General features: G+C 42.5%; 17 protein-coding genes and 1 pseudogene. 4 read left to right on the forward strand and 14 right to left on the reverse strand.

Annotation, left to right across the window (positions count from 1 at the left end; genetic code table 11):
• Nucleotides 1–8: 8 nt before the first annotated feature.
• The 7 genes from carA to ribF form a co-directional block, all read right to left on the reverse strand.
• On the reverse strand, nucleotides 9–1,178 hold the full coding sequence (gene carA / locus AAHH42_RS07340; protein ID WP_072549743.1) for a glutamine-hydrolyzing carbamoyl-phosphate synthase small subunit: 1,170 nt from the start codon (nucleotides 1,176–1,178) through the stop codon (nucleotides 9–11).
• 229 nt (nucleotides 1,179–1,407) lie between these two features.
• Nucleotides 1,408–2,220: a 4-hydroxy-tetrahydrodipicolinate reductase gene (gene dapB / locus AAHH42_RS07345; protein WP_072549744.1), complete on the reverse strand. Its 813-nt coding sequence runs from the start codon at nucleotides 2,218–2,220 to the stop codon at nucleotides 1,408–1,410.
• An 81-nt stretch (nucleotides 2,221–2,301) separates the two neighbouring features.
• On the reverse strand, nucleotides 2,302–3,255 hold the full coding sequence (gene ispH, locus AAHH42_RS07350; protein ID WP_072549745.1) for a 4-hydroxy-3-methylbut-2-enyl diphosphate reductase: 954 nt from the start codon (nucleotides 3,253–3,255) through the stop codon (nucleotides 2,302–2,304).
• Nucleotides 3,236–3,706 (reverse strand): FKBP-type peptidyl-prolyl cis-trans isomerase, encoded by a 471-nt coding sequence (fkpB, locus tag AAHH42_RS07355; protein ID WP_072549746.1) that lies wholly within the window; start codon nucleotides 3,704–3,706, stop codon nucleotides 3,236–3,238. The genes ispH and fkpB overlap by 20 nt, the downstream gene beginning before the upstream one ends.
• Before the next feature lie 6 nt (nucleotides 3,707–3,712).
• A complete protein-coding gene (gene lspA, locus AAHH42_RS07360; protein WP_072549747.1) occupies nucleotides 3,713–4,225 on the reverse strand; it encodes a signal peptidase II in 513 nt (170 codons plus the stop codon).
• Nucleotides 4,225–7,041 carry an isoleucine--tRNA ligase gene (gene ileS, locus AAHH42_RS07365; protein ID WP_342221972.1) on the reverse strand — a complete coding sequence of 939 codons (2,817 nt, stop codon included), beginning with the start codon at nucleotides 7,039–7,041 and terminating at the stop codon, nucleotides 4,225–4,227. The genes lspA and ileS overlap by 1 nt, the downstream gene beginning before the upstream one ends.
• Before the next feature lie 32 nt (nucleotides 7,042–7,073).
• Nucleotides 7,074–8,150, reverse strand: coding sequence for a bifunctional riboflavin kinase/FAD synthetase (gene ribF, locus AAHH42_RS07370; protein ID WP_072549749.1), 1,077 nt, complete (start codon nucleotides 8,148–8,150; stop codon nucleotides 7,074–7,076).
• 672 nt (nucleotides 8,151–8,822) lie between these two features.
• Between ribF and AAHH42_RS14800 the strand changes: the two genes are divergently transcribed.
• Nucleotides 8,823–8,882 (forward strand): hypothetical protein, encoded by a 60-nt coding sequence (locus AAHH42_RS14800; RefSeq protein WP_420836463.1) that lies wholly within the window; start codon nucleotides 8,823–8,825, stop codon nucleotides 8,880–8,882.
• A gap of 420 nt (nucleotides 8,883–9,302) precedes the next feature.
• Here AAHH42_RS14800 and AAHH42_RS07375 read toward each other — a convergent pair whose 3' ends face one another.
• From AAHH42_RS07375 to AAHH42_RS07395, 5 genes are all read right to left on the reverse strand, one after another.
• Nucleotides 9,303–10,193 (reverse strand): lysine exporter LysO family protein, encoded by an 891-nt coding sequence (locus tag AAHH42_RS07375; protein ID WP_342221973.1) that lies wholly within the window; start codon nucleotides 10,191–10,193, stop codon nucleotides 9,303–9,305.
• Nucleotides 10,193–10,495, reverse strand: a complete 303-nt coding sequence (locus tag AAHH42_RS07380; protein ID WP_342222035.1) for a 2OG-Fe dioxygenase family protein — start codon at nucleotides 10,493–10,495, stop codon at nucleotides 10,193–10,195. The genes AAHH42_RS07375 and AAHH42_RS07380 overlap by 1 nt, the downstream gene beginning before the upstream one ends.
• A 163-nt stretch (nucleotides 10,496–10,658) precedes the next feature.
• Nucleotides 10,659–11,840: an IS91 family transposase gene (locus AAHH42_RS07385; protein ID WP_342221419.1), complete on the reverse strand. Its 1,182-nt coding sequence runs from the start codon at nucleotides 11,838–11,840 to the stop codon at nucleotides 10,659–10,661.
• Nucleotides 11,841–11,855: 15 nt separating this feature from the next.
• Entirely contained in the window at nucleotides 11,856–12,104 is a 249-nt protein-coding gene (locus tag AAHH42_RS07390; protein ID WP_342220947.1) for a hypothetical protein, read from the reverse strand.
• Nucleotides 12,105–12,185: 81 nt separating this feature from the next.
• A complete protein-coding gene (locus AAHH42_RS07395; protein ID WP_342221974.1) occupies nucleotides 12,186–12,704 on the reverse strand; it encodes a 2OG-Fe dioxygenase family protein in 519 nt (172 codons plus the stop codon).
• A gap of 596 nt (nucleotides 12,705–13,300) precedes the next feature.
• On the opposite strand from AAHH42_RS07395, the gene AAHH42_RS07400 reads away from it, so the two are divergent.
• On the forward strand, nucleotides 13,301–14,401 hold the full coding sequence (locus AAHH42_RS07400) for a methyltransferase (protein ID WP_072549751.1): 1,101 nt from the start codon (nucleotides 13,301–13,303) through the stop codon (nucleotides 14,399–14,401).
• A gap of 253 nt (nucleotides 14,402–14,654) precedes the next feature.
• Here AAHH42_RS07400 and AAHH42_RS07405 read toward each other — a convergent pair.
• Nucleotides 14,655–14,831: pseudogene (locus AAHH42_RS07405) on the reverse strand (transposase); the annotation flags it as partial.
• 821 nt (nucleotides 14,832–15,652) lie between these two features.
• On the opposite strand from AAHH42_RS07405, the gene rlmKL reads away from it, so the two are divergent.
• A complete protein-coding gene (rlmKL, locus tag AAHH42_RS07410) occupies nucleotides 15,653–17,788 on the forward strand; it encodes a bifunctional 23S rRNA (guanine(2069)-N(7))-methyltransferase RlmK/23S rRNA (guanine(2445)-N(2))-methyltransferase RlmL (RefSeq protein WP_342221975.1) in 2,136 nt (711 codons plus the stop codon).
• Nucleotides 17,789–17,793: 5 nt separating this feature from the next.
• Entirely contained in the window at nucleotides 17,794–19,725 is a 1,932-nt protein-coding gene (locus AAHH42_RS07415; RefSeq protein WP_072549752.1) for an ABC transporter ATP-binding protein, read from the forward strand.
• A gap of 47 nt (nucleotides 19,726–19,772) precedes the next feature.
• On the opposite strand, the gene AAHH42_RS07420 is transcribed toward AAHH42_RS07415, so the two are convergent.
• A complete protein-coding gene (locus AAHH42_RS07420; protein ID WP_342221976.1) occupies nucleotides 19,773–21,155 on the reverse strand; it encodes a hypothetical protein in 1,383 nt (460 codons plus the stop codon).
• Nucleotides 21,156–21,297 lie beyond the last annotated feature (142 nt).

A 21,297-nucleotide genomic window follows, 5' to 3' on the forward strand; every position in this document is an offset into this window, starting at 1 on the left:
GCTCTTGATTAGTGACTGTCATGATGTTGTGATTGTGTTTGATAGGTTTTCATCAACTCGATAAAGTGATCAAACAAGGGGGCCGCATCATGTGGACCAGGACTGGCCTCAGGGTGGCCTTGAAAACTGAACGCAGCCTTATCCGTACGCGTGATCCCTTGTAAAGAAGCATCAAATAAAGAACGGTGGGTGGCGCGTAAATTAGCCGGTAAACTTGCTTCATCTACCGTAAAACCGTGGTTTTGAGCAGTAATCATCACCGAATTGCTGCGCAAATCCTGCACCGGATGGTTAGCACCGTGATGACCGAATTTCATTTTTATGGTTTTCGCACCACTTGCCAATGCCAATAGTTGATGACCTAAACAGATACCAAATAGTGGAATATCAGTTTCAAGTAAACGTTTAATCGCAGTGATCGCGTAGTCACAAGGCTCGGGATCACCTGGGCCATTGGATAAAAAAATGCCATCTGGATTTAATTGTAGTACGTTTTCCGCCGGCGTCCGCGCTGGAACCACCGTCAAACGGCAGCCTCGATCAACCAGCATGCGTAGGATATTATGCTTAACACCATAGTCATAAGCCACCACATGGAAGGGCAGGCCAGTTAATTTTTGCGCCTCTGGCAGTTTTCTCTTCTGTACCGAACTCCCCTGTAACCAAACATAGCTTGCTTTGGTGCTCACCTCTTGCGCCAAATCCATCCCTTTTAGACCAGGAAACTGTTTTATTTTTTCCAATGCTAAGGTGAGCAATGCATCGGAAGGATCACCCACAATAATACAGCCATTTTTTGTGCCTTTATCACGGAGCAAACGCGTCAGCTTACGCGTATCGATATCCGCAATAGCAACAACATGATGACGCTGGAGGTATTGAGATAGATCTTCTTCATTACGATAACTGCTGGCGATCAAGGGTAAATCACGGACAATCATGCCTTGAACCTGTATTGTGGCAGATTCCTCATCGGCACTATTGGTGCCGGTATTACCGATATGGGGATAAGTGAAAGTGACGATTTGGCGAGAATAGGAAGGATCAGTAAGGATTTCTTGATAACCAGTCATTGATGTATTAAAGACCACTTCCCCCACTGCCGCCCCTACTGCTCCTATCGATCGACCGTGAAATTGGGTTCCGTCTTCGAGAACCAATAGCGCTGACTTAATCAAAATATCCTCCAGGTAATGAAAAACCAGATTATTTGCCTATTAATTTATCTGAAGAACATGTAAATCAATATAAAATCGTTGTTAACGTTAATTTTTTGGCAAATTGGGCGCATTCTAATAGTGGGCGATCGGTTTGTCCACTTATCGCGAGCGCTTTCTTCGTAAGCATTCACGTCCGCTAACATGAGACTTCTTGCAAAACCGTCGCGAATTCACAGCCCGCAGCAGGTTATGCAAGAGGCCTATTATCAAGCACATCATGCATATTAAATAGACCACATAGTTTGTGATTGTTTTTTAACCAAATAGCAGCTTTAACTGCGCCATTAGCAAATGTCATCCGGTGGGTAGTTTTATGGGTGATTTCGATTTGCTCACCGATATCGGCAAACAGGGCTGTATGTTCACCGATAATATCCCCCGCGCGGATAGAAGCGAAACCGATGGTACCCGATTTACGTTCATGACCACTACGAGAATAAACCGCACAATCTTGTAAATCACTGCCTAATGTTTGTGCAATGACTTCGCCCATCGCCAGAGCCGTTCCTGAGGGGGCATCCACTTTGTGACGATGATGTGCTTCGATAATCTCAATATCACTGTATGCCCCCATCACTTTTGCTGTTTTTTCTAATAGTTGTAACATCAAATTCACACCAACACTGAAATTGGCAGCACATACGACAGCAATATCTTTGGCTGCCTTTTCAATCATCCTTTTTCCTTGCTGATCAAAACCCGTGGTACCAATTACCATGGCCTTTTTGTGTTGACGACAAAATTTCAGATTCACTAAAGTTGCCTGTGGTGTAGTGAAATCAATAAGAACATCAAAATCATCAACAGATGCGTACAAATCATCGCTGACCATGACATATAATCGATCAATACCGGCTAGCTCACCGGCATCGTTCCCCACGAGTTCTGACCCCTGACGCACCAATGCTACAGCCAACGTCAGTGCTTTGCTGTGTACAACAGCCTGAATAAGTTGTTTGCCTATGCGACCCGCTGCACCTGCTACAGCAATGCGTATCATTTTAGTTGTTAAATCCTAGTCATGTTAATAGGTAAATCAGATGTCGGGCAATCTGTGCAAAATATCTGTTTAAATGCATAATTAATCAAGCTGCTTAACACTCACTCGCAGTTCTTTGGGCACTTCAAAAACAATATTTTCTTCACGACCGATAAGCTCAACAGACTCTTGAGCACCTAATGATTGTAAGCGTTTGATAACCTGTTGTACCAAAATATCAGGTGCTGAGGCACCCGCTGTGACGCCGATACAGCGAATATTCGTTAGCCAATCTGCTTGAATATCAGACGCGGAATCGATCAAATAGGCTGGTTTTCCCATACGTTGTGCTAGCTCAGCAAGACGAGTGGAGTTGGAAGAATTTTTAGAGCCAACAACGAGCACAGAATCCGTTTTCTCCGCTAAATTGCGTACTGCTTCCTGGCGGTTGGTGGTGGCATAGCAAATATCGTCTTTACGCGGGCCAATAATCTGTGGGAAACGCTGCCGCAAGGCATCGATCACCGTTGAAGTATCATCCACCGATAGCGTGGTTTGTGTCATAAAACACACATTATTTTCATCCTTGACGACCAGTTGCCAAACATCTTCTGCGGACTCCACTAAATACATGCCGCCTTGTGGATTATTGTATTGACCCATAGTGCCTTCCACTTCAGGATGCCCCGCGTGACCGATGAGAATAGCCTCTTTACCCTTACGGCTGGCTCGTGCGACTTCCATATGAACTTTTGTCACTAATGGACAGGTAGCATCAAGTAACAGATGTAATTGACGGGCTTGGGCTTCTGCCCGTACCGCTTGGGAAACACCATGAGCGGAGAAGACCAAAATAGCACCATCGGGCACCTCTGAAATATCTTCAATAAAAACAGCGCCACGCTGAAACAAGCTATCAACTACATAGCGGTTATGTACCACTTCATGCCGCACGTAGATAGGCGTACCAAACATCGCTAAAGCACGTTCAACAATGCTGATTGCCCGATCGACACCCGCACAGAAACCACGTGGATTAGCCAGTAATATTTGCATGGCTTGTCTCCTGTTTGGGATCAATTTCCAATACGTCAATAGCAAAACTGAGTGCTTGCCCTGCTAACGGATGATTAAAATCAACAGTGATCGATCCCTCGGCTACTGCGCGCACGATACCTGGCATTTCACCACCATCCATTGCGGTAAACAACATGATAGTACCCGTATCAGGGATACCGGTTTGAGCAAAATCACACGGCGAAAAAGAGTGAATCAAATCGGGGTTTGCCATGCCAAAAGCCGTTTCCGCTGATAAAGTAAAATTGCGCTTATCACCAACCTGTAATCCTAGCAATTGTTGTTCTAATGCCGCGGATAAACTGTTATCGCCTAAACGAAACAGTGCGGGTTTACCCTGAGCACGTGTTGACTCTGCCGTTGAACCATCCGCCAATTGCAATGTGAAATGTATCAACACTGTGCTGTTTTTCTGTATCCGAACTGACATCACCCGTTACCTTTTTTTAGCACCGTTTTCTCTATTTCGCACAGGCTCCAGGAACCCGTCGAGTACCACCAATATCGCGCCGATACAAATCGAAGTATCAGCCAGATTAAACGTTGGCCAGTGCCAATCATTGACGTAAAAATCGATAAAATCAATGACCACACCATGTACCATGCGATCAAATAAATTACCCAGTGCCCCGCCAATAATCAATGCATAAGCACAATTTATCATGTGTTGCTTGCTGCTCGAACGGTACATGAATACCATCAGTATCAGCGAGATAACCACGGCGATAAAAGCAAACAACCAACGCTGCCAGCCATTTTTATCCGCCAAAAAGCTGAAAGCCGCTCCAGGATTTTGTGCATAGGTGATATTTAACAAGGGGATCAATGTCATGCTTTCATGCAATGAAAAATGCGCGATAACCCACTGTTTACTAGTTAGATCTAATACCAGTACTACTGCCGCCAGCCATAGCCAGCGCAATCCAGTCGAACTAAGCTGTTTACTCATTAAGCAAATCTACGTTCTTCACCGTTACCGGCAATATTAGTGACACAGCGACCACATAATGTTGCATGTTCCGCTACCAAACCGATATCCCGCGTATAATGCCAGCAACGCGGACATTTCTCACCCTCCGCTTTATTAAAAGCGATTTTCAAACCACTAATCAGCTCACTTTGCTTGGCTCGATCATCGACAACAACGTATTCTTTTACCTCTACCGCCGAAGTGATCAAGATAAAACGTAATTCATTTTCTAGGCTCTCCAATCGAGCAGCCAGTAATGGCTCAGCATACAAGGTAACAGCCGCGTCTAATGATCCTCCGATTTGCTTATCATTACGAGCCTGTTCAAGTACTTTGTTCACTTCCGTGCGAACTTTAAGCAACTCTGCCCAAAAGGCGTCGTTCATGTTTTCATGTGCACCCAGCGTAAACAAAGCATCATACCACTCTTGTGTAAAGACGTAAGCTTGACGTTCACCTGGTAGATATTGCCAAATTTCATCTGCAGTGAAAGACATAATTGGTGCCATCCAACGTACCAACGCCTGGGCAATATGAAACAAGGCCGTTTGACAACTACGACGTGCCACACTGTCGCTTTTGGCCGTGTATTGACGGTCTTTAATGATATCCAGGTAGAAAGATCCCATTTCAACCGAGCAAAATTGCATTAAGCGTTGTACCACCAGATGAAAATCATAATTTTCATAAGCAGCAATGATCTCTGTTTGTGCCGCCTGAGCGCGCCCCACCGCCCAACGATCCAGAACGGTCATCGCTTCGGGTTGTATTTGATGTTGCTGTGGATCAAAACCGGTGAGATTAGCCAACAAAAACCGCGCGGTATTGCGAATACGGCGGTATGAATCGGCAGAACGTTTTAGAATTTCGTCGGAAACCGCCATTTCACCGCTGTAATCTGTGGAAGCAACCCACAAACGTAAAATGTCGCCACCCAGTTGATTGATTTTGTCTTGTGGATTGATGGTATTACCGATGGATTTAGACATTTTTCGTCCTTGCCCATCAACAGTAAAGCCATGAGTTAACACTTGTCGGTAAGGTGCCTTGCCCTTGATCGCCGTCGCAATCATTAACGATGACATAAACCAACCGCGGTGTTGATCAGAACCTTCCAGGTATATATCGGGTGAATGTCCGTTAAACTCGGGACGGGCATCGACAACAGAAGCATGTGTCGAACCTGAATCAAACCAAACATCGAGGGTATCAGGGACTTTAACGTAATCGGCCGCATCTTCGGCCAAAATTTCCGCCACATCCAGATCCCACCAAGCCTGAATACCGTGTTGTTCCACTCGTTTAGCCACTTCCTCGATCAATTCAAGGCTACGTGGATGCAGCTCTTGCGTCTCTTTATGGACAAACAGAGACATTGGTGTACCCCAGGTTCGTTGGCGTGAAATGCACCAGTCAGGGCGTTTCGCTACCATCGTTTCAATACGCGCCTGCCCCCAATCTGGGATCCAATGTACGTTTTTAATCGCTTGCAATGACTGTTGACGCAGCCCTTGTTGATCCATACTAATAAACCATTGCGGGGTAGCACGGAAAATAATCGGCGTTTTGTGACGCCAGCAGCAGGGGTAACTGTGTACGAGTTCTTCAACATGTAGCAATGTGCCACCGTCATTCAAGATTTTAACGATAATATCGTTCGCTTTTAATACAAATAAACCGTCCAATGCCGGGTGAGTTGCCTTTAAATAACAACCGTTAGCACCCACGGGATTGGCAATTTCTAACGCGTATTTTTGTGCAGCAACAAAATCCTCCGCCCCGTGGCCCGGCGCAGTATGCACCGCGCCAGTACCCGCATCTAGTGTCACATGATCACCCAAAATGATAGGCACATCAAAAGCCATAAAAGGATGCTGACAGCGCAATAGTTCCAAATCGGTACCGTTACAACTCCCCAGGATTTGCCATTCTGTGATAGCGGCACGTTTCATGACGCTAGCAACTAAATCGGCTGCAAGGATCAGGCATTCACCGTCGATCTGCACCAGTTGATAAACAAATTCACGGTGCAATGCTATTGCCCGATTCGCGGGCATTGTCCAAGGTGTGGTTGTCCAAATCACCACAGAAACAGGATAATCTACGGCAGTAACAGAGAATTTGTCACAGATCGCGGCCACATCAATTACCCTAAAACACACATCAATAGCAGTAGATGTTTTGTCATAGTATTCAACTTCCGCTTCCGCCAGTGAGGAACCACAATCGGTACACCAATGCACCGGCTTGGCACCTCTATGTAAATGACCATTAGCAATAACCCGACCCAAGGCACGAATAATATTGGCTTCGGTTTTAAAATCCATCGTCAAATAAGGGTTATCCCAATCACCTAATACGCCAAGGCGGATAAAGTCTTTTTTCTGCCCCTCAATCTGCTCGCTAGCATACTCCCGACAAGCACTGCGGAACTGCGCAGCACTGACTTTTTCACCTACTTTGCCGATAAGCTGTTCAACTTTATGTTCGATAGGCAGCCCATGACAATCCCAACCCGGGACATAATGTGCATCGTAGCCCATCAAACCCTTAGATTTAATAATAATATCCTTAAGAATTTTATTAACCGCATGACCAATATGAATATTACCGTTCGCATAGGGAGGACCATCGTGCAGGATGAAGATTTTTTTGCCTTTTTTAGCTTTACGGATCATTCCGTATAAATCTTGCTGATACCAACGTTTAAGCATTTCAGGTTCACGTTTGGCGAGATCTCCACGCATCGGGAAGCCTGTTTGCGGCAAATTAAGGGTATTTTTATCGTCACTCATGAGATTTTTTGTTCCGTTCTCGGCTAAAAATATTAAATCTGTGTCTCCAACTCGAAAAATTTCCGAGCTACCAGCACATCATTGGCAATTTGCTGTTGTAAAGCATTAAGTGAAACAAAACGACGTTCATCGCGTAATTTTGTGAGTAGCACCACCTCAATGCGGCACCCATAACAGTCCATCGTTAAACCTTTCGCCAAAGCTATTCTGTGATGTGAACTCTGTGGAGTATAACGCTCACCATTTTCATGCACCTGAGTTCTTTTCGTGTGCCGTGTGCCGAGCATTTTACCTTCACATGATAGATTAGGGTCGCGCAAAAAATCTGTTAACAGGTGAACTTCAAGTTGTTGATGGATCCCAGCCACTGTTGGGCGGGTACCAATATTAGCAACAGCAGGCAAAGGTTCGTGACTCAAGCCATGGACATTAACCACGTAGACCCCTTTAACCGGAGCAGCTAGACGTTTTAACGGCACATTTGCCGTAGGGAAACCTAATGTTCGTCCCACCTGATCGCCACGAACCACACGTCCAGAAACACTGTAAGGACGACCGAGCAAGGCTGTCGCCAAAGCAAGATCAGCATTTTGCAATGCCTGCCGGATAGCAGTACTGCTGATGCGTAAACCACAATCGCAAAAACTGCTGGTGTTGATAACATCAAAAGCAAATTCTGCCCCTGCTTGTTGCAACAATTTAACATCCCCTCGACGATCGGCGCCAAAGCGAAAATCATCGCCAACAGTCAAAAATTTAATGCCCAATTTCTCTACCAGTAACTCTGTAATAAAAATGCGTGCACTGATAGCAGCGAAGAAGGAATCAAATTTGACACATAATAAATAATCTACCCCCGTTTGCGCTAAATACTTGATTTTATCACGCAAAGGAGTTAAACGAGCGGGAGCTTTTTCTCCGGCGAGAAGTTCCAATGGCTGCGGTTCAAATATCATTACCATCACTGGTAACCCTAGACGCTGGCCTTCGTGTTTTAACTGCTGTAACAACGCCTTGTGCCCACGATGGACACCATCAAAGTTACCAATAGTCAGCACACAACCATGGTGACATGCCCGAACATTGTGTATACCGCGAATCAGCTCCATAACCAGCTCAAAACAATAGGAATCGGTGGATTATACCTCGTACAGCGATTAAGGTTAACCGGCAATTATGACCTTTGTTAAAGGTTATTTTACATTAGAGCCGGTTCCCAATCTTTTCGCTGTATTGGGAAGAGGAAAAAATAGGCAAAAACGCGCCGTCTACTCTTTGTATACACAAAAGGGAGAAAATGAGCATTTTTGACGAAGTATCAGCGAGCACAAGAGATTTTTAACAGGTTTTTGAGCTCTTGAATAACCTGCTGCGTGGTGTGAATTCGGCGTTACGTGGCGATTACAATCTTCATATGCTTGTATGTTAACGAATATAGCTGTGCAATTTAATTTTGATTGCCTAACGGGTACATTGAGGAGTAAATCTACGGGTGGCTCATATTTGAGTGCTAATCAAAATTAAATTGCACAGCTATATCGCCTCCAATACCCATCTAGCAGCATTGACTTTCGAGAAAATATTGAAACATTGCTCGATAGCGTCTGCTGTAGCTCTTCCTGCCCGAAACCCATAAGAATGTGGGCCTGCTTTGGTTTCCGAGAGAGGTTTCATGGTCAGCAGATAAAGTGCCTGCATTGCACGGTCAATCATAAAAAAGCGGGGTCAGGGCTGAAAGGGGGTGATATAGCTGGCCTGATGAAAAACATTTCTCATCATGGTTGTGTCTGTCACCGAGAAATAAAATATCAGGGGGTAAAGTTTTGTCTTCGAAGACGTGACGTTCCTGTAGCCGATTAGGCAGTGGCACTTCGACTTGCTGCAACACTGATCGGGCGGGGTGAGACAGCACTGGGTGCATTAGACTTGTTGCCTGACCACTGTTTGCAATCAAAAAATCATTACCTATAGAGTTCAAGTTCTTTAGATTTTATTCCGTAAAATTCATCTTGGGAGGTGAGATATAATATCGAATATTATCTCATTTTACGGGGCTGCTGTGTAACATCAGTTAATAAATCATCATGGATCTCTGGAAAAATGAAAGGGATTTAGCTTCTACAGGAAAGTTGCGCCTTGTATTTAGGAATGAGTGTTTTTTATACAAAAATTGTTCTGTAATAACGACAGTATTCTACCGGGTCAGCAGAATAAATATATGCTCATTTTACTGTGAAGGAAATTTTTTAAATTCCTACTCCTCAACTAAAAATAAAAATAAAGAAAGGGGCTAATATTGTCAGTATTAAACCGCTGACAATTGCATACTTTATACTTTCTTCGTCACAGTTTTCTTTTACAAACGGGAGCGCAGAATCTAATGCGGCTGCACCTGATACGCCGATAGCACTATGAGGATAATGGCTGCCAAAGATATATAATAAAAATATGCTGAAAAATTCTCTGAATAAATCAACCATGAAAGCAAGGCTCCCATGATCTTCTCCAAGGATATTGCCTACCATTGCACCTGAAAGAGAAAACCACCCATAGCCAGCTGATAAAGCCAGCGACTCTATAAATAAGTGTTTTGTCAGTAGCGAGAATATAAATGCACTGATGATTGTTGCTATTATCGTCAAAAATGGCAACTTGAGGTGGTGTAGACTTATTTTTTTTAGATTAATGCTTACAAGATCAATGCCGACAAGATATATTACAAAATATAAAACATAAGCACTCGATAAGTTATAGTCGGCTAATTTTATTTTGCTGATATAATAGATAAAGACACCGATTAAAAAGAAACTTATCGCTTTAACACAGCTTATAACAGGATCCATAAAATATTTTCCTGTATTTTTTATTTTTAGCCCCATTGCTTTGCTTGGCTTCCTCAACAAAATAAAAAATGTCGTGACGGATATGATGAATGAAAATAGTAAAGCGTGTAACACGATACTCCCCCCGATGCGGGGAGAAGTGAAAATTTCACCAAATTCAATACCCATCATTAAAAGCAGAAGCATAACGAAATGAGCCATCTGCCTGGTAATAAATTTTTTACTGGCGTCTTTTAGCAGCTTTCCGGTGGCAAAGCCCAGCATCAATAAGGCTCCGATTGTTACTATGGAAAATAATGATCCCAACATTATATGTCCTGTTTGGTTTTTGAGTAATCAATCAAAATTATACACCGTTCTGCTTTCCCATTGGAATCTTTAATTTTATATATTGGTGATACATAGTGGCTGACGGCTTCATCGCAAACAGCAAAGCTATCAAGAAACTCATGCAATGTGAATTCATTTAAAATTTCTTGCTTGTCTACCTCCTCCAGTCGCTTATTTTTAGCTGAAACTTTACCGATAAAGTTTATTCCTCCCGCTGTATTTTCCTTTCTGGAGATTAAATGAGCAAAAGTGAAAGGTTCATAGATAGGAATTTTAATAATTTGGTTTTATTGTCAAAAACAGAATTGGATCAAAAAATAAACGATATTATTTTCAAACTTTAGGGTTATTCTCCTTAACGTAGAGAGTCCCGGGTGATAATAGGGTCATTTTCGTTTAAAAAACCAGCATTTTCGAACGCGAGGCGCCCCTTCCCTGCAGAGGCTAAATCCCCTTCATTTTTGCCAGAGATTCATGGTGAAGCATTAACTGATGCCACGGCAAGCCTGATGTGATACCGCTTAGCACCAAACGAGAGCCACACAGGATGCACTCATGAGGGTCAATACGACTTAGGCGTTTTAACATTGCCGCATAAGTGATGTTGACGGTTTTTTCTTTTTCCTGCCCCAACAAAGCATCTATAATCGGCAGCAGTGTAGTCCGACGGCGGGGCGCTAAAAAACCATAATAGCGGACCATCCTAAAATGTTTATCCGGAATGTGGCTAATAAAACGCTGAATAAACTCGTCCATACTGAGGTTAAGTTTTTCTTGCTCTCGGGTTTTATGACTGAGGTAGCGATAGGTCACTTCCTGGCCGTTATAATGTTCCAGCCGGGATAACGACACCGGAGGCTTTTTTAAATAACGGCCTAAATAATTGAGCGTTTGCTGGGCATTGTCTGTCGGCTTTGCCAGGTCGATATTCCAATGCCGTTGGTAATGGAAATCCAGAAACTGCTCCCGTTGACCCAGCCTCGTGAGGGTTTGTGATAACTCCGGTGGTAATTGCAAGGTATCCCACTGTTGACGAAGTAGTGTGATAATCTGATAACGCCACTGTTTCATCAACGTTTTTCCGCTAAACGTGATTTTTTTCCATTTTTCGGCATTGTCATCGAGTCCGCCACAGGTCACCGAAAGATGCACATGAGGATGCCAATTCAGCGCTCGCCCATGCGTATGCAACGCCGTGAATAGGCCAGGCAATAGGTTTTTTGGCTGGCAAAAATCTAAAATAACCTTGGCAGCGAGACGACTGAGATGCGTTAACAGCGCACGATTTAGCTCAAACAACGGCCAGAACTCACGGGGAAAAGTGAACGTAATGTGTTGCCATTTTGTGATGGGAAGCACCGTGCGCTGTTTGGCCACCCACCGCTCTGTGGCTTTCTTACCACAGGAAGGGCATGAACGGCTGTGGCAGGTAAAGCAAATCCGTTTGGTGTGCGTACAGCCTGCCTTTTGACAGCGCCAGCTGGCAAACCCCAGCGCCGATGTTCCGCAGGAAAACAGTTTAATCAGATTATCGACCACCACCGGCCGTATTTTATCCGCATGAGCACAATAGTAATTCCACCACGCATGACCGACCTGAAAAGGATGACGCAGTTTACGGTTCATCTTTCAGCTCAAGCATCACGGGTGTTCTAGATCAAACGACCGACACTCCGGGCAAAAATAGACCGCATTCATTGCAGACTCTGCGGGAAAGCGAGCCCAGAATATTTCCCAAAACGTCTCTGTAATGAAAAGATTATCTCCGCCAGTAAAGGCCTGATGCGTTTTCTGATAAGGCATGGCTAAGGCTTTAGCAACCTCTTTCAAGGTCTGCTTCACCATTTTGGTATGCGCTGTTTGATGTGAGTGACAGATATTTTTAGGCATAACACCTTAGCTGAACGAGTAACGGGACCGGCTAATAGATAACACCGTTTCTTCAAAAAAATCAAGAGATAACAGACTACTTCACGTCGCCGACCTTAGGAGGCAGCCTTGGCCATCTTGGCCATCTTGATGGAAGCAATTTGGTGAGCTTATCCCAGGCTTTGTGTTATCACTGCATTCTATTTTAATGAAATGTACACCAATATATATCGGTAAATAATGTGTTTTTAGATTGAATGTATCGTTAAAATTATTAATAATTATTTTTTTTAAAAAGTGATTGTTTTTGATGTTTTTACTCAGAGAATGAAAATATCGCATATTACCATGCTCAGGGTTGTTATTTCCTTGATCATAGCCTGATAAATGGTTTCCGTTTTCATCTTGTATCGTCGGGATCCATAGTATTTCTGGCTCATTAAACCAAGGCAATAGTAGTGCACTGCCATATCGTCTAAAGCGGGCAACATTTTCAGGGGCATAGTTATCTAACGCTAACATATTAAATTCAGCTGAAATTTCTTCTTTTTCTTTTTTTTCACAATCGATATCCAGGTGATAATGAGCAAACCCATGCTTTACGAGTTGTTCCTTAACCATATTCCATCATCCTTGTTATGAATAAAAATAGCACTTGTCAAAAATAATATACCGTTGTTTATTACTACAATATTTCTCTAAAAAAATTATAGAGTGAATTCAACCGGTAAACACAGCATCATACTTCAACATAGCCAAGCCCTATACATCAAAAAAAATAATACAAATTCAGAATTTTATTTAGAAAGCTGGCTAAAATCCAATTTCAGCGACGACTAACACCACCAATGTGCTGGAGATCCTGGAATATGGCTGGGGTGCTCTTGCTATCGGTCAGTGAACAGGCGGAAGATAAAGCGACACCGAATATCAGTGATGGTTATATATAGGGAGATATAATAAATTTCAAACAGAGTAAAATCGTTAATGGAATAACAGTAAATAGTTTAATAATTTTATCCATATTTTGCTACATTATGCAGGGCAAAATATTTATCTATCATTGACGAATAAATTTTATTTGTAATGCTGAATAATAAAATAGATATATTTAAATTGATGAACGATCCCATTATATCAAGCCTATAAAATTATCCATATTAGATCACAAAATCACCTATTAACTTATTTAATAATAATTAATTAGAGGTTTTAAAATGACTATAAAAGAGATGGTGCCACCTGTGTATAATAATCAACCCATGGTAAATATTGTCATGGGTCTGTATATTGGCCCTACAGTGCTTATTGCACACGAATTAGGTATTTTTAAATATCTTGCTAAATATTCTAGAGAGTTTCAACCTATAGAAAATATTCAAAAAAACATAAAAAAAATGGATAAGGAATTTGAATCGAGGCCTCTCAAATCTATTTTATCTGTTACACAAGTAGCAGGATTAGTTAAATCAGATGGCCATGGCTACATGTTAACCGATATGGCTCTAGAATATCTTAATGAAAACAGTCCTCACTATTTTGGTCATGCCTTCGATTTCATGTGGAGAACCAGGAAGAGTTTCTCTATAGATGGTTTGATGGCTGCTATCATGGCAAATAAACCACAGGCAAAAAATGCGTACGAATTAGATCTTGTAAAAAAAGAAGATATAAAAGATGAAGAAAATCAAATACCCGAATTAGCGGAAAAAGCCATGCATTCGTTACGTTTAGGGGCTGACAGTAGCTGGGTAGGGAAAATAATTTTGACCCCGTATCACAGGCTGTTAGATATTTGCAATCACACTGCTACTGGGGCTATCAGTGCCGTCAAGCGTTATCCACATCTTCAAGCCTGTACTTATGGCTTTGCTGAAGGATGCAAAAATGCGATTAAAGAGTATGGTCTTGAAAAGAAGATCACAGTGATTGACTCTGCCGGAAAAAATATCTCAGGGAAGGAAAATCCATTTTACAGCGTAGAGGCTGATATCCATTTTTATTCCAATGTGTTGCATAATTGGGCATTTACTGACATTGAACAGATTATACAGCACAGTTATAAAAGCCTAGTCGGTGATGGCATAATCATTATACATGAGATGTTCTGGAATCAAGTTTCAGCAGCACCCTCTGCTGCAGCTGGATATAACATGTTGTTGCAATATTGGACAGAGGGACAACAACTTTCTATAGGTTATATAACGACTGTACTTAAAGATACTGGTTTCAAGGTACTCGATCCCATACCCACCTGGGGTGATTACAGTATGGTAATCGGCTATCGGGCTAAGAAACCAGAAATTGAGAAGCAGTAATAACCGGTATTTTTTAAAAAGCACTTAATTATTGACACCAGGTGGACCCGTTTACCATCTGGTGTTTTTAATCAAGGCTTCTTTCTAAGCCTATTATGTGACACGAACTCTGCATTGCATTGTATGCTGAATTTTGTGGGTAAATATTTTTTATATTATATAGTGTCGTCATGAAATTTTGAGCCATAGAGCAAGGCATCGTATTTGTACAGCAGCGATAAAAACGGCGATGCGTATTCTTCCAACCACCCTAATCAGGCGATAAATCACGCCAGGGGGCGCCGGTTCTCACTATCCAGAACACCGCATTAATACATTGCCGGTTATCTCGAGCTATACCAACACCGGTGCCTTTTTTTCCCGGCAGATGAGGTTCCAGTTGGCTCCAAATAGGATCGGATATATCGTGGAGGCGATGGGCTAAACTCATTTTTAAATCATCTCAGCAATTATCGTTATTTGTTACATGATAATCTATTTTCTATTACGTGACGATGCTCTTTAGAAGAGTGCTTCTACTGGGGAGAGAAGGGAGTCTCTGTCACAGCAAATCCGATTTCTTGCATGAATATCACCTGTGATGGCGTTGACTATGAAAAACGCAGCCAGTATAAAAATAGCCTGATTAAGATCAATACCCTCCTATGAATTTTACTGTATGTAGGATGACGTTTTTTGTCATCCAAAGTTTTATATAAAATAGATGACAAATAACCACATAAATTAACGGAAATAAGAATGGACTGATATAAAATATCGCTCTTCAGGATAAGTATGAAATATATAACGGATTTAGCATTGCCCACTGATGGGCAGAATAAGTCCCTCACTCTTTTCCCAACTTGTTGGCTAACATAACCTTGCGCATCCTGTTAGCGATTTACCCAAGCATTCAAAAGGCTCACAGGCTATGTAACAGACAGCACATCCTATTATTCCGTAGATGGGGGGCAAGCGGCGTCTTGCCAGGCGTTTACTCCTGTTTTTTCCACAACATGAATGTTACGTCTAACCTTATGTCTGTTGCCTAATAAAATTCTTTTTTATCAGGCAAACAACGGTAATATTAACGTACAATGGTGTAAATAATAGGTCAAAATGAAGAGGTAACTGATTGATAAATAGTGACTGAAAAGTTGTGTTTTATCTTTTTTTGTTGCCTGTAATTTAGGCGAAAATATTTTATTTATTTGTTTTTAATGGGTTATTTTATTTTGTGGCTACTTATTTTATCGAAGGTGATAGTACGGTATGGATCCCCGATTTTTCAATAAACTGTTTGCCAGCACCGCGCGCGGTCTTGAAGAACTGCTCAAAAACGAACTTGAAATGCTGGGCGCTAGCAACTGTAAGTTAGTACAGTGTGGAGTGCATTTTCAGGGTGACGATCGGGTGTTGTACCAAAGTCTACTGTGGAGCCGCTTAGCTTCACGCATTTTGTTACCACTCAATGAATTTAGTGCCAATAATGATCAGGATCTGTATCTTGGCGTGCAATCTATTGATTGGTCGACTATCTTTTCAGTCGATAAGACATTTTTGGTGCATTTTAGTGGCGTTAATGACAGAATCCGTAATAGCCAATATGGTGCGTTAAAAGTAAAAGATGCCATTGTCGACAGTTTTGTCAGTAAAACAAAACAACGCCCCTCAGTGGCTAAACAACAGCCAGATATCCGTATTCATGTTTTTTTACAGCGTAATACGGTCAGTATAGCGCTGGATCTTAGTGGTGATGCGCTACACCAACGTGGTTATCGTGAGCTAGCGGGTCAGGCACCACTTAAAGAAAATTTGGCAGCCGCGATTATTCTACGTTCTGGTTGGCAATCAGGTACACCCGTGGTTGATCCCCTATGTGGCTCTGGTACTTTTTTGATCGAAGCGGCCATGATGGCTGCAGATCGGGCGCCCGGGCTATATCGTCAGCATTGGGGTTTTAGCGCTTGGCAGGTTTTTAATAAGGAGTTATGGCATCAACTGATCAGAGAAGCGCAAATGCGGTTTACTGCTGGTTTACAGCGGGCAGGTTCGTGTTTCTTTGGCTCTGATAGTGACCCACGGATGATTGAGATCGCAGGCATTAATGCTGTTCGGGCAGGGGTTGCTGAGTTAATAACCTTTAATACTCATGATATCAGCAAGCTGGTTAACCCTTTACCGCAAGGTGTTGTCGGCAATATTATTAGTAACCCACCTTATGGTGAACGACTAGAAAGTGAACCAGCGTTGATTGCGTTGCATAATTTGCTCGGACGTGTAATGAAGACTGCCTTCGGCGGTTGGCGTTTATCCCTGTTTAGTGCTTCACCTGGTTTACTGAGTTGTTTACAACTGCGTGCCGAACGCGAGTTTAAAACCAAAAACGGCGCACTGGATTGTATACAAAAAAACTATCAGTTGTCCGCGACTCGACATTGTACTCGCGGCATACATATCGCTGAAGACTTTGCCAATCGCCTGCGTAAAAATAAGCGTAAATTGGAAAAGTGGGCGCAACAACAGGGGATCGAATGTTATCGCCTGTATGATGCTGATTTGCCAGAATACAATGTGGCAGTAGATCGTTATGGCAGTAAAATTGTTGTACAAGAGTACGCCGCCCCAAAAACAATTGATGAAAAAAAAGCACGGAAACGGTTATTTGATGTGATAAATGCAACTCTAGCGGTGTTGGAGTTACCATCCAATCAACTAATACTGAAAACCCGTGAACGGCAGAAAGGGAAGAAGCAATACGAAAAGTTGGCACAGCAAGGCGAGTTTTTTTTAGTCAATGAATATAACGCTAAATTATGGGTTAATTTGACCGATTATCTCGATACTGGATTGTTTCTTGATCACCGCATTGCCCGCCAAATGCTTGGCAAAATGAGTCAAGGAAAAGATTTTCTCAACCTATTCGCTTATACGGGCACGGCAACGGTTCATGCAGGTTTGGGCGGCGCACGGAGCACTACGACGCTAGATATGTCACGTACCTATTTACAATGGGCGGAGAAAAATTTGCAAGCCAACAGATTAAACGGTCAACAGCATCGTTTGATTCAAGCAGATTGTTTGTCTTGGCTAAATAGTAGTCGTGGGCAGTTTGATATTATCTTTGTCGATCCGCCAACTTTTTCCAATTCCAAACGTATGGAAACCACTTTTGATGTACAGCGTGATCATTTGTGCTTGATAAACTCGCTTAAGCGATTATTGCGTACTAATGGAACCATTATGTTTTCTAATAATAAACGTGGCTTTCAAATGGACTTGATGGGAATAGAAGCACTTGGGCTGGTAGCGAAAGACATTAGTGTACAGACACAATCGACCGATTTTGAGCGTCATCGCCAGATACATCACTGTTGGTTGCTAACGCACACCAGTAAGGAAGAATAGAAACTATGTCATTAATTAGCGTCTCTAATGCCTGGTTGTCGTTCAGCGACGCTCCGCTATTAGATCATACTGAATTGCATATTGAACCGAATGAGCGCGTCTGTTTGGTAGGGCGTAATGGTGCAGGGAAATCCACTTTACTCAAAATTTTGAGTAAAGAAGTGACGTTGGATGACGGGCGTATCATTTATGAACAGGATTTGCGAGTAGCACGTTTGCAACAAGATCCACCGCGTAATGTGGATGGCACAGTATTTGATTTCGTCGCTGAAGGCGTGCAGGAGCAATCTGAACATTTGCGTGCTTATCACGTGGCTCTACAGCAGGTAGAGCAGGATCCCAGCGAGAAAAATCTTAATTGCCTGGCTGCATTTCAGGCAATTATTGATCATCAAGATCTGTGGCAATTGGATAGCCGTATTCATGACGTATTGGAACAACTTGGTTTATCAGCCGATGTACCTCTGTCGTCATTATCCGGCGGCTGGTTACGTAAAGCGGCACTGGGTCGTGCATTAGTTAGCTCACCACAGGTATTATTACTTGATGAACCAACTAATCATCTTGATATTGAAACCATCAACTGGTTAGAGAACTTCCTAAAGGAATTTCAAGGTAGTATGGTGTTTATTTCCCATGATCGCTCTTTTATCCGCACTATGGCGACGCGTATCGTCGATCTTGATCGGGGTAAGTTAGTCTCGTGGCCAGGTGATTATCAATGTTATCTTGCCAGTAAAGAAGAAGCGTTACGGGTTGAAGAATTTCAAAATGCAGAATTTGATCGCAAATTAGCGCAAGAAGAAGTTTGGATCCGTCAAGGTATTAAAGCACGCCGTACTCGTAATGAAGGTCGAGTGCGCGCGTTAAAAGCTTTAAGGGCTGAGCGGTCACAACGTCGTGAAGTGATGGGAACCGCCAGGGTACAGGTAGAAGAAACGGTGCGTTCCGGCAAAATTGTTTTTGATTTAGAAAAAGTGCATTATCAAATTGACAGTAAAATTCTTGTACAGGATTTTAGCGCACAAGTACAACGTGGCGATAAAATTGCCTTAGTTGGATCCAATGGTTGTGGTAAAACGACCTTATTGAAACTCATGCTGGGGCAGCTTAAAGCGGATCATGGTAAAATACATTGTGGCACCAAACTGGAAGTAGCCTATTTCGATCAGCATCGTGCTGAACTCGATCCAGAACGTACGGTGATGGACAACCTAGCTGAAGGGCAACAAGACGTGATAGTCAATGGGCGGCCGCGTCATGTGTTGGGTTATCTGCAAGATTTCTTGTTCCAGCCTAAACGTGCGATGACACCGGTTAAAGCCTTGTCGGGAGGCGAACGTAACCGTTTATTATTGGCTAAATTATTTTTAAAACCCAGCAACCTATTGATTTTAGATGAACCAACCAATGATTTAGATGTAGAGACATTAGAATTGTTGGAAGAAATGGTGAATAGCTATCGGGGCACAGTGCTGTTAGTCAGTCATGATCGCCAGTTTGTCGATAACTCAGTCACGGAATGTTGGATTTTCTCAGGAAACGGTCAAATCAGCAGCTTTGTTGGTGGCTATTATGATGCCCATCAGCAGCGTGCAGCAGCTAGGCCTATGCGTCAGGTGGAGCCAGAGGCTTTAGTGACGAAAAAAAATACAATAGCAAAGAAATCAGTGCTAAAAAGTAGCACCCACACGGCCAAACATCAGCCCAAAAAATTCAGCTACCAGCTACAGAGAGAATTGGACCAACTTCCCGAAAAGTTGGAGCAACTCGAAGCTCAAATTGGCGTACTGCAAACCCAGTTAAACGATAGCCATTTTTTTTCTAAATCTAAGGCAAAAATTCAACAGGTTAAAAAAGATCTGAAAGAAACAGAAGCTGCATTAGAGGTTGCCTTTGAGCGCTGGGAACTATTAGAAGCACAGAAAAATGGCTAGAAATTTTTCTGTGCTGTTCACAACAAAGGATACAGATCGATGGTGGGTTATCGACTACAGCTTACACGACCTGCAGCAACTCTACTAAGTGAGAGAAAAGCATGCGTGGTGCTATTGGCGCATCCAGTGAGCAGGCTAGAAAAATTTGCTGAGTTGATGCTGTTCACTACTAAATTGGATACACCTTTTAATCTATTTCCCACAAAATGAGATGTATTCTTTAATCCGTTCACCACGGAAAAGGATATATCGTTTAATCCATCATGCGCTAGATAACGTACTTTAGTTGTTAACATTCCTCCTGTTTTTTTATCTGCAGCGGTATATAGTGCTGTAGCGCCACTGCATATGAAAGCACTATACGGGCTACCTAAGCCACAATAATATAAACCTAAGCTAATCAATGTTAGCTGCATGTTTTCATGTATTGGTATCCTATTTAACCAGGGGGTATATTCTAAAAGCATATCTGTTATCAATGGAGCAAATGTCACTGTCGTAGCTGTGGCTAAATTAGGAAAAGTAGGGTTAGCAAGACAAGAATAGACTATACCCATTTGGTTTCCGACACGAGCAGCCAGTACGGCATTCGACCCCACCTCATCACTACCAGCAGGTGTTCTCAGTAACCATCCACCAATCATAGCACCAATGCCAGTGGCCCATTTTACCGGCTCAAGTTGTGGCTGTAGAGGATCCGAAAGCCGAGCGAATGCAAACCCAACGGTACTGGATGAAGCCCCTGCCGCCGAGGTATTACCCGATGCCCAGCCTAGCAGACCGGCTACGCTTCCAATACATGCTGCCGTGGTAGCATCGCTCATATTTGCATCATTGCAGGCAGCAACAGATCCGGCTATCAACGTACAGCCTACAATATGTGTCAATACTGACCCGCCCTGCATATAAGCAATGACACCCAACGTGATACCCTCAGATATTTTTTCAGAATGAAATTTTATTACCACGCAGCAAATAAAAGTAGCGCCAACTAATCCCACAGCAGCCATAAAAGGTATAGAGACTACCGGTGCTAGCACTCCAACAAGAGCATAAACAGCTATTGCACCAGCTAAACCAAATTTACAGGCGTTGAATATTTTTGTTGGATCGAGTTGTAACCGATTTAGCTTGAACCATCGGTTGTCTGCTACTTGTGGCATCGAGCTTAGTTCTCTGGAAACTAAGGGGTTAACGAGATATGAAGGCTCTACCTCGTGAGAAGCTACAGGTAAGCCAATAGCATGGGTATCTGATTGATACGCGTTATTAGAGCAAGTTATAGGATTACACATCATCTGAAAAGTATTACCTGTTGAAATAATGCTATTTCTAATTCTACTACTTTGATCTGCCAATGCTCTGTGTCCGTAACTCACTACTGGCAATAGGCGTCCTGAAAATGAAACCCCTGGTGAAGTTGGCATCATAGACTCCTTATCATTTGCATTATGATTTGTATTTTTTATGTTTCTAAAATGTTATATATGTAAAATAATTAATAATGGAGAGTAACGCATACTTTTAAAATCATATTATTTATATTTAGTCAATAATTATATAAGGAAATAA

This window comes from Candidatus Fukatsuia endosymbiont of Tuberolachnus salignus, assembly GCF_964030845.1.
Classification (GTDB): Bacteria; Pseudomonadota; Gammaproteobacteria; order Enterobacterales; family Enterobacteriaceae; genus Fukatsuia; species Fukatsuia symbiotica.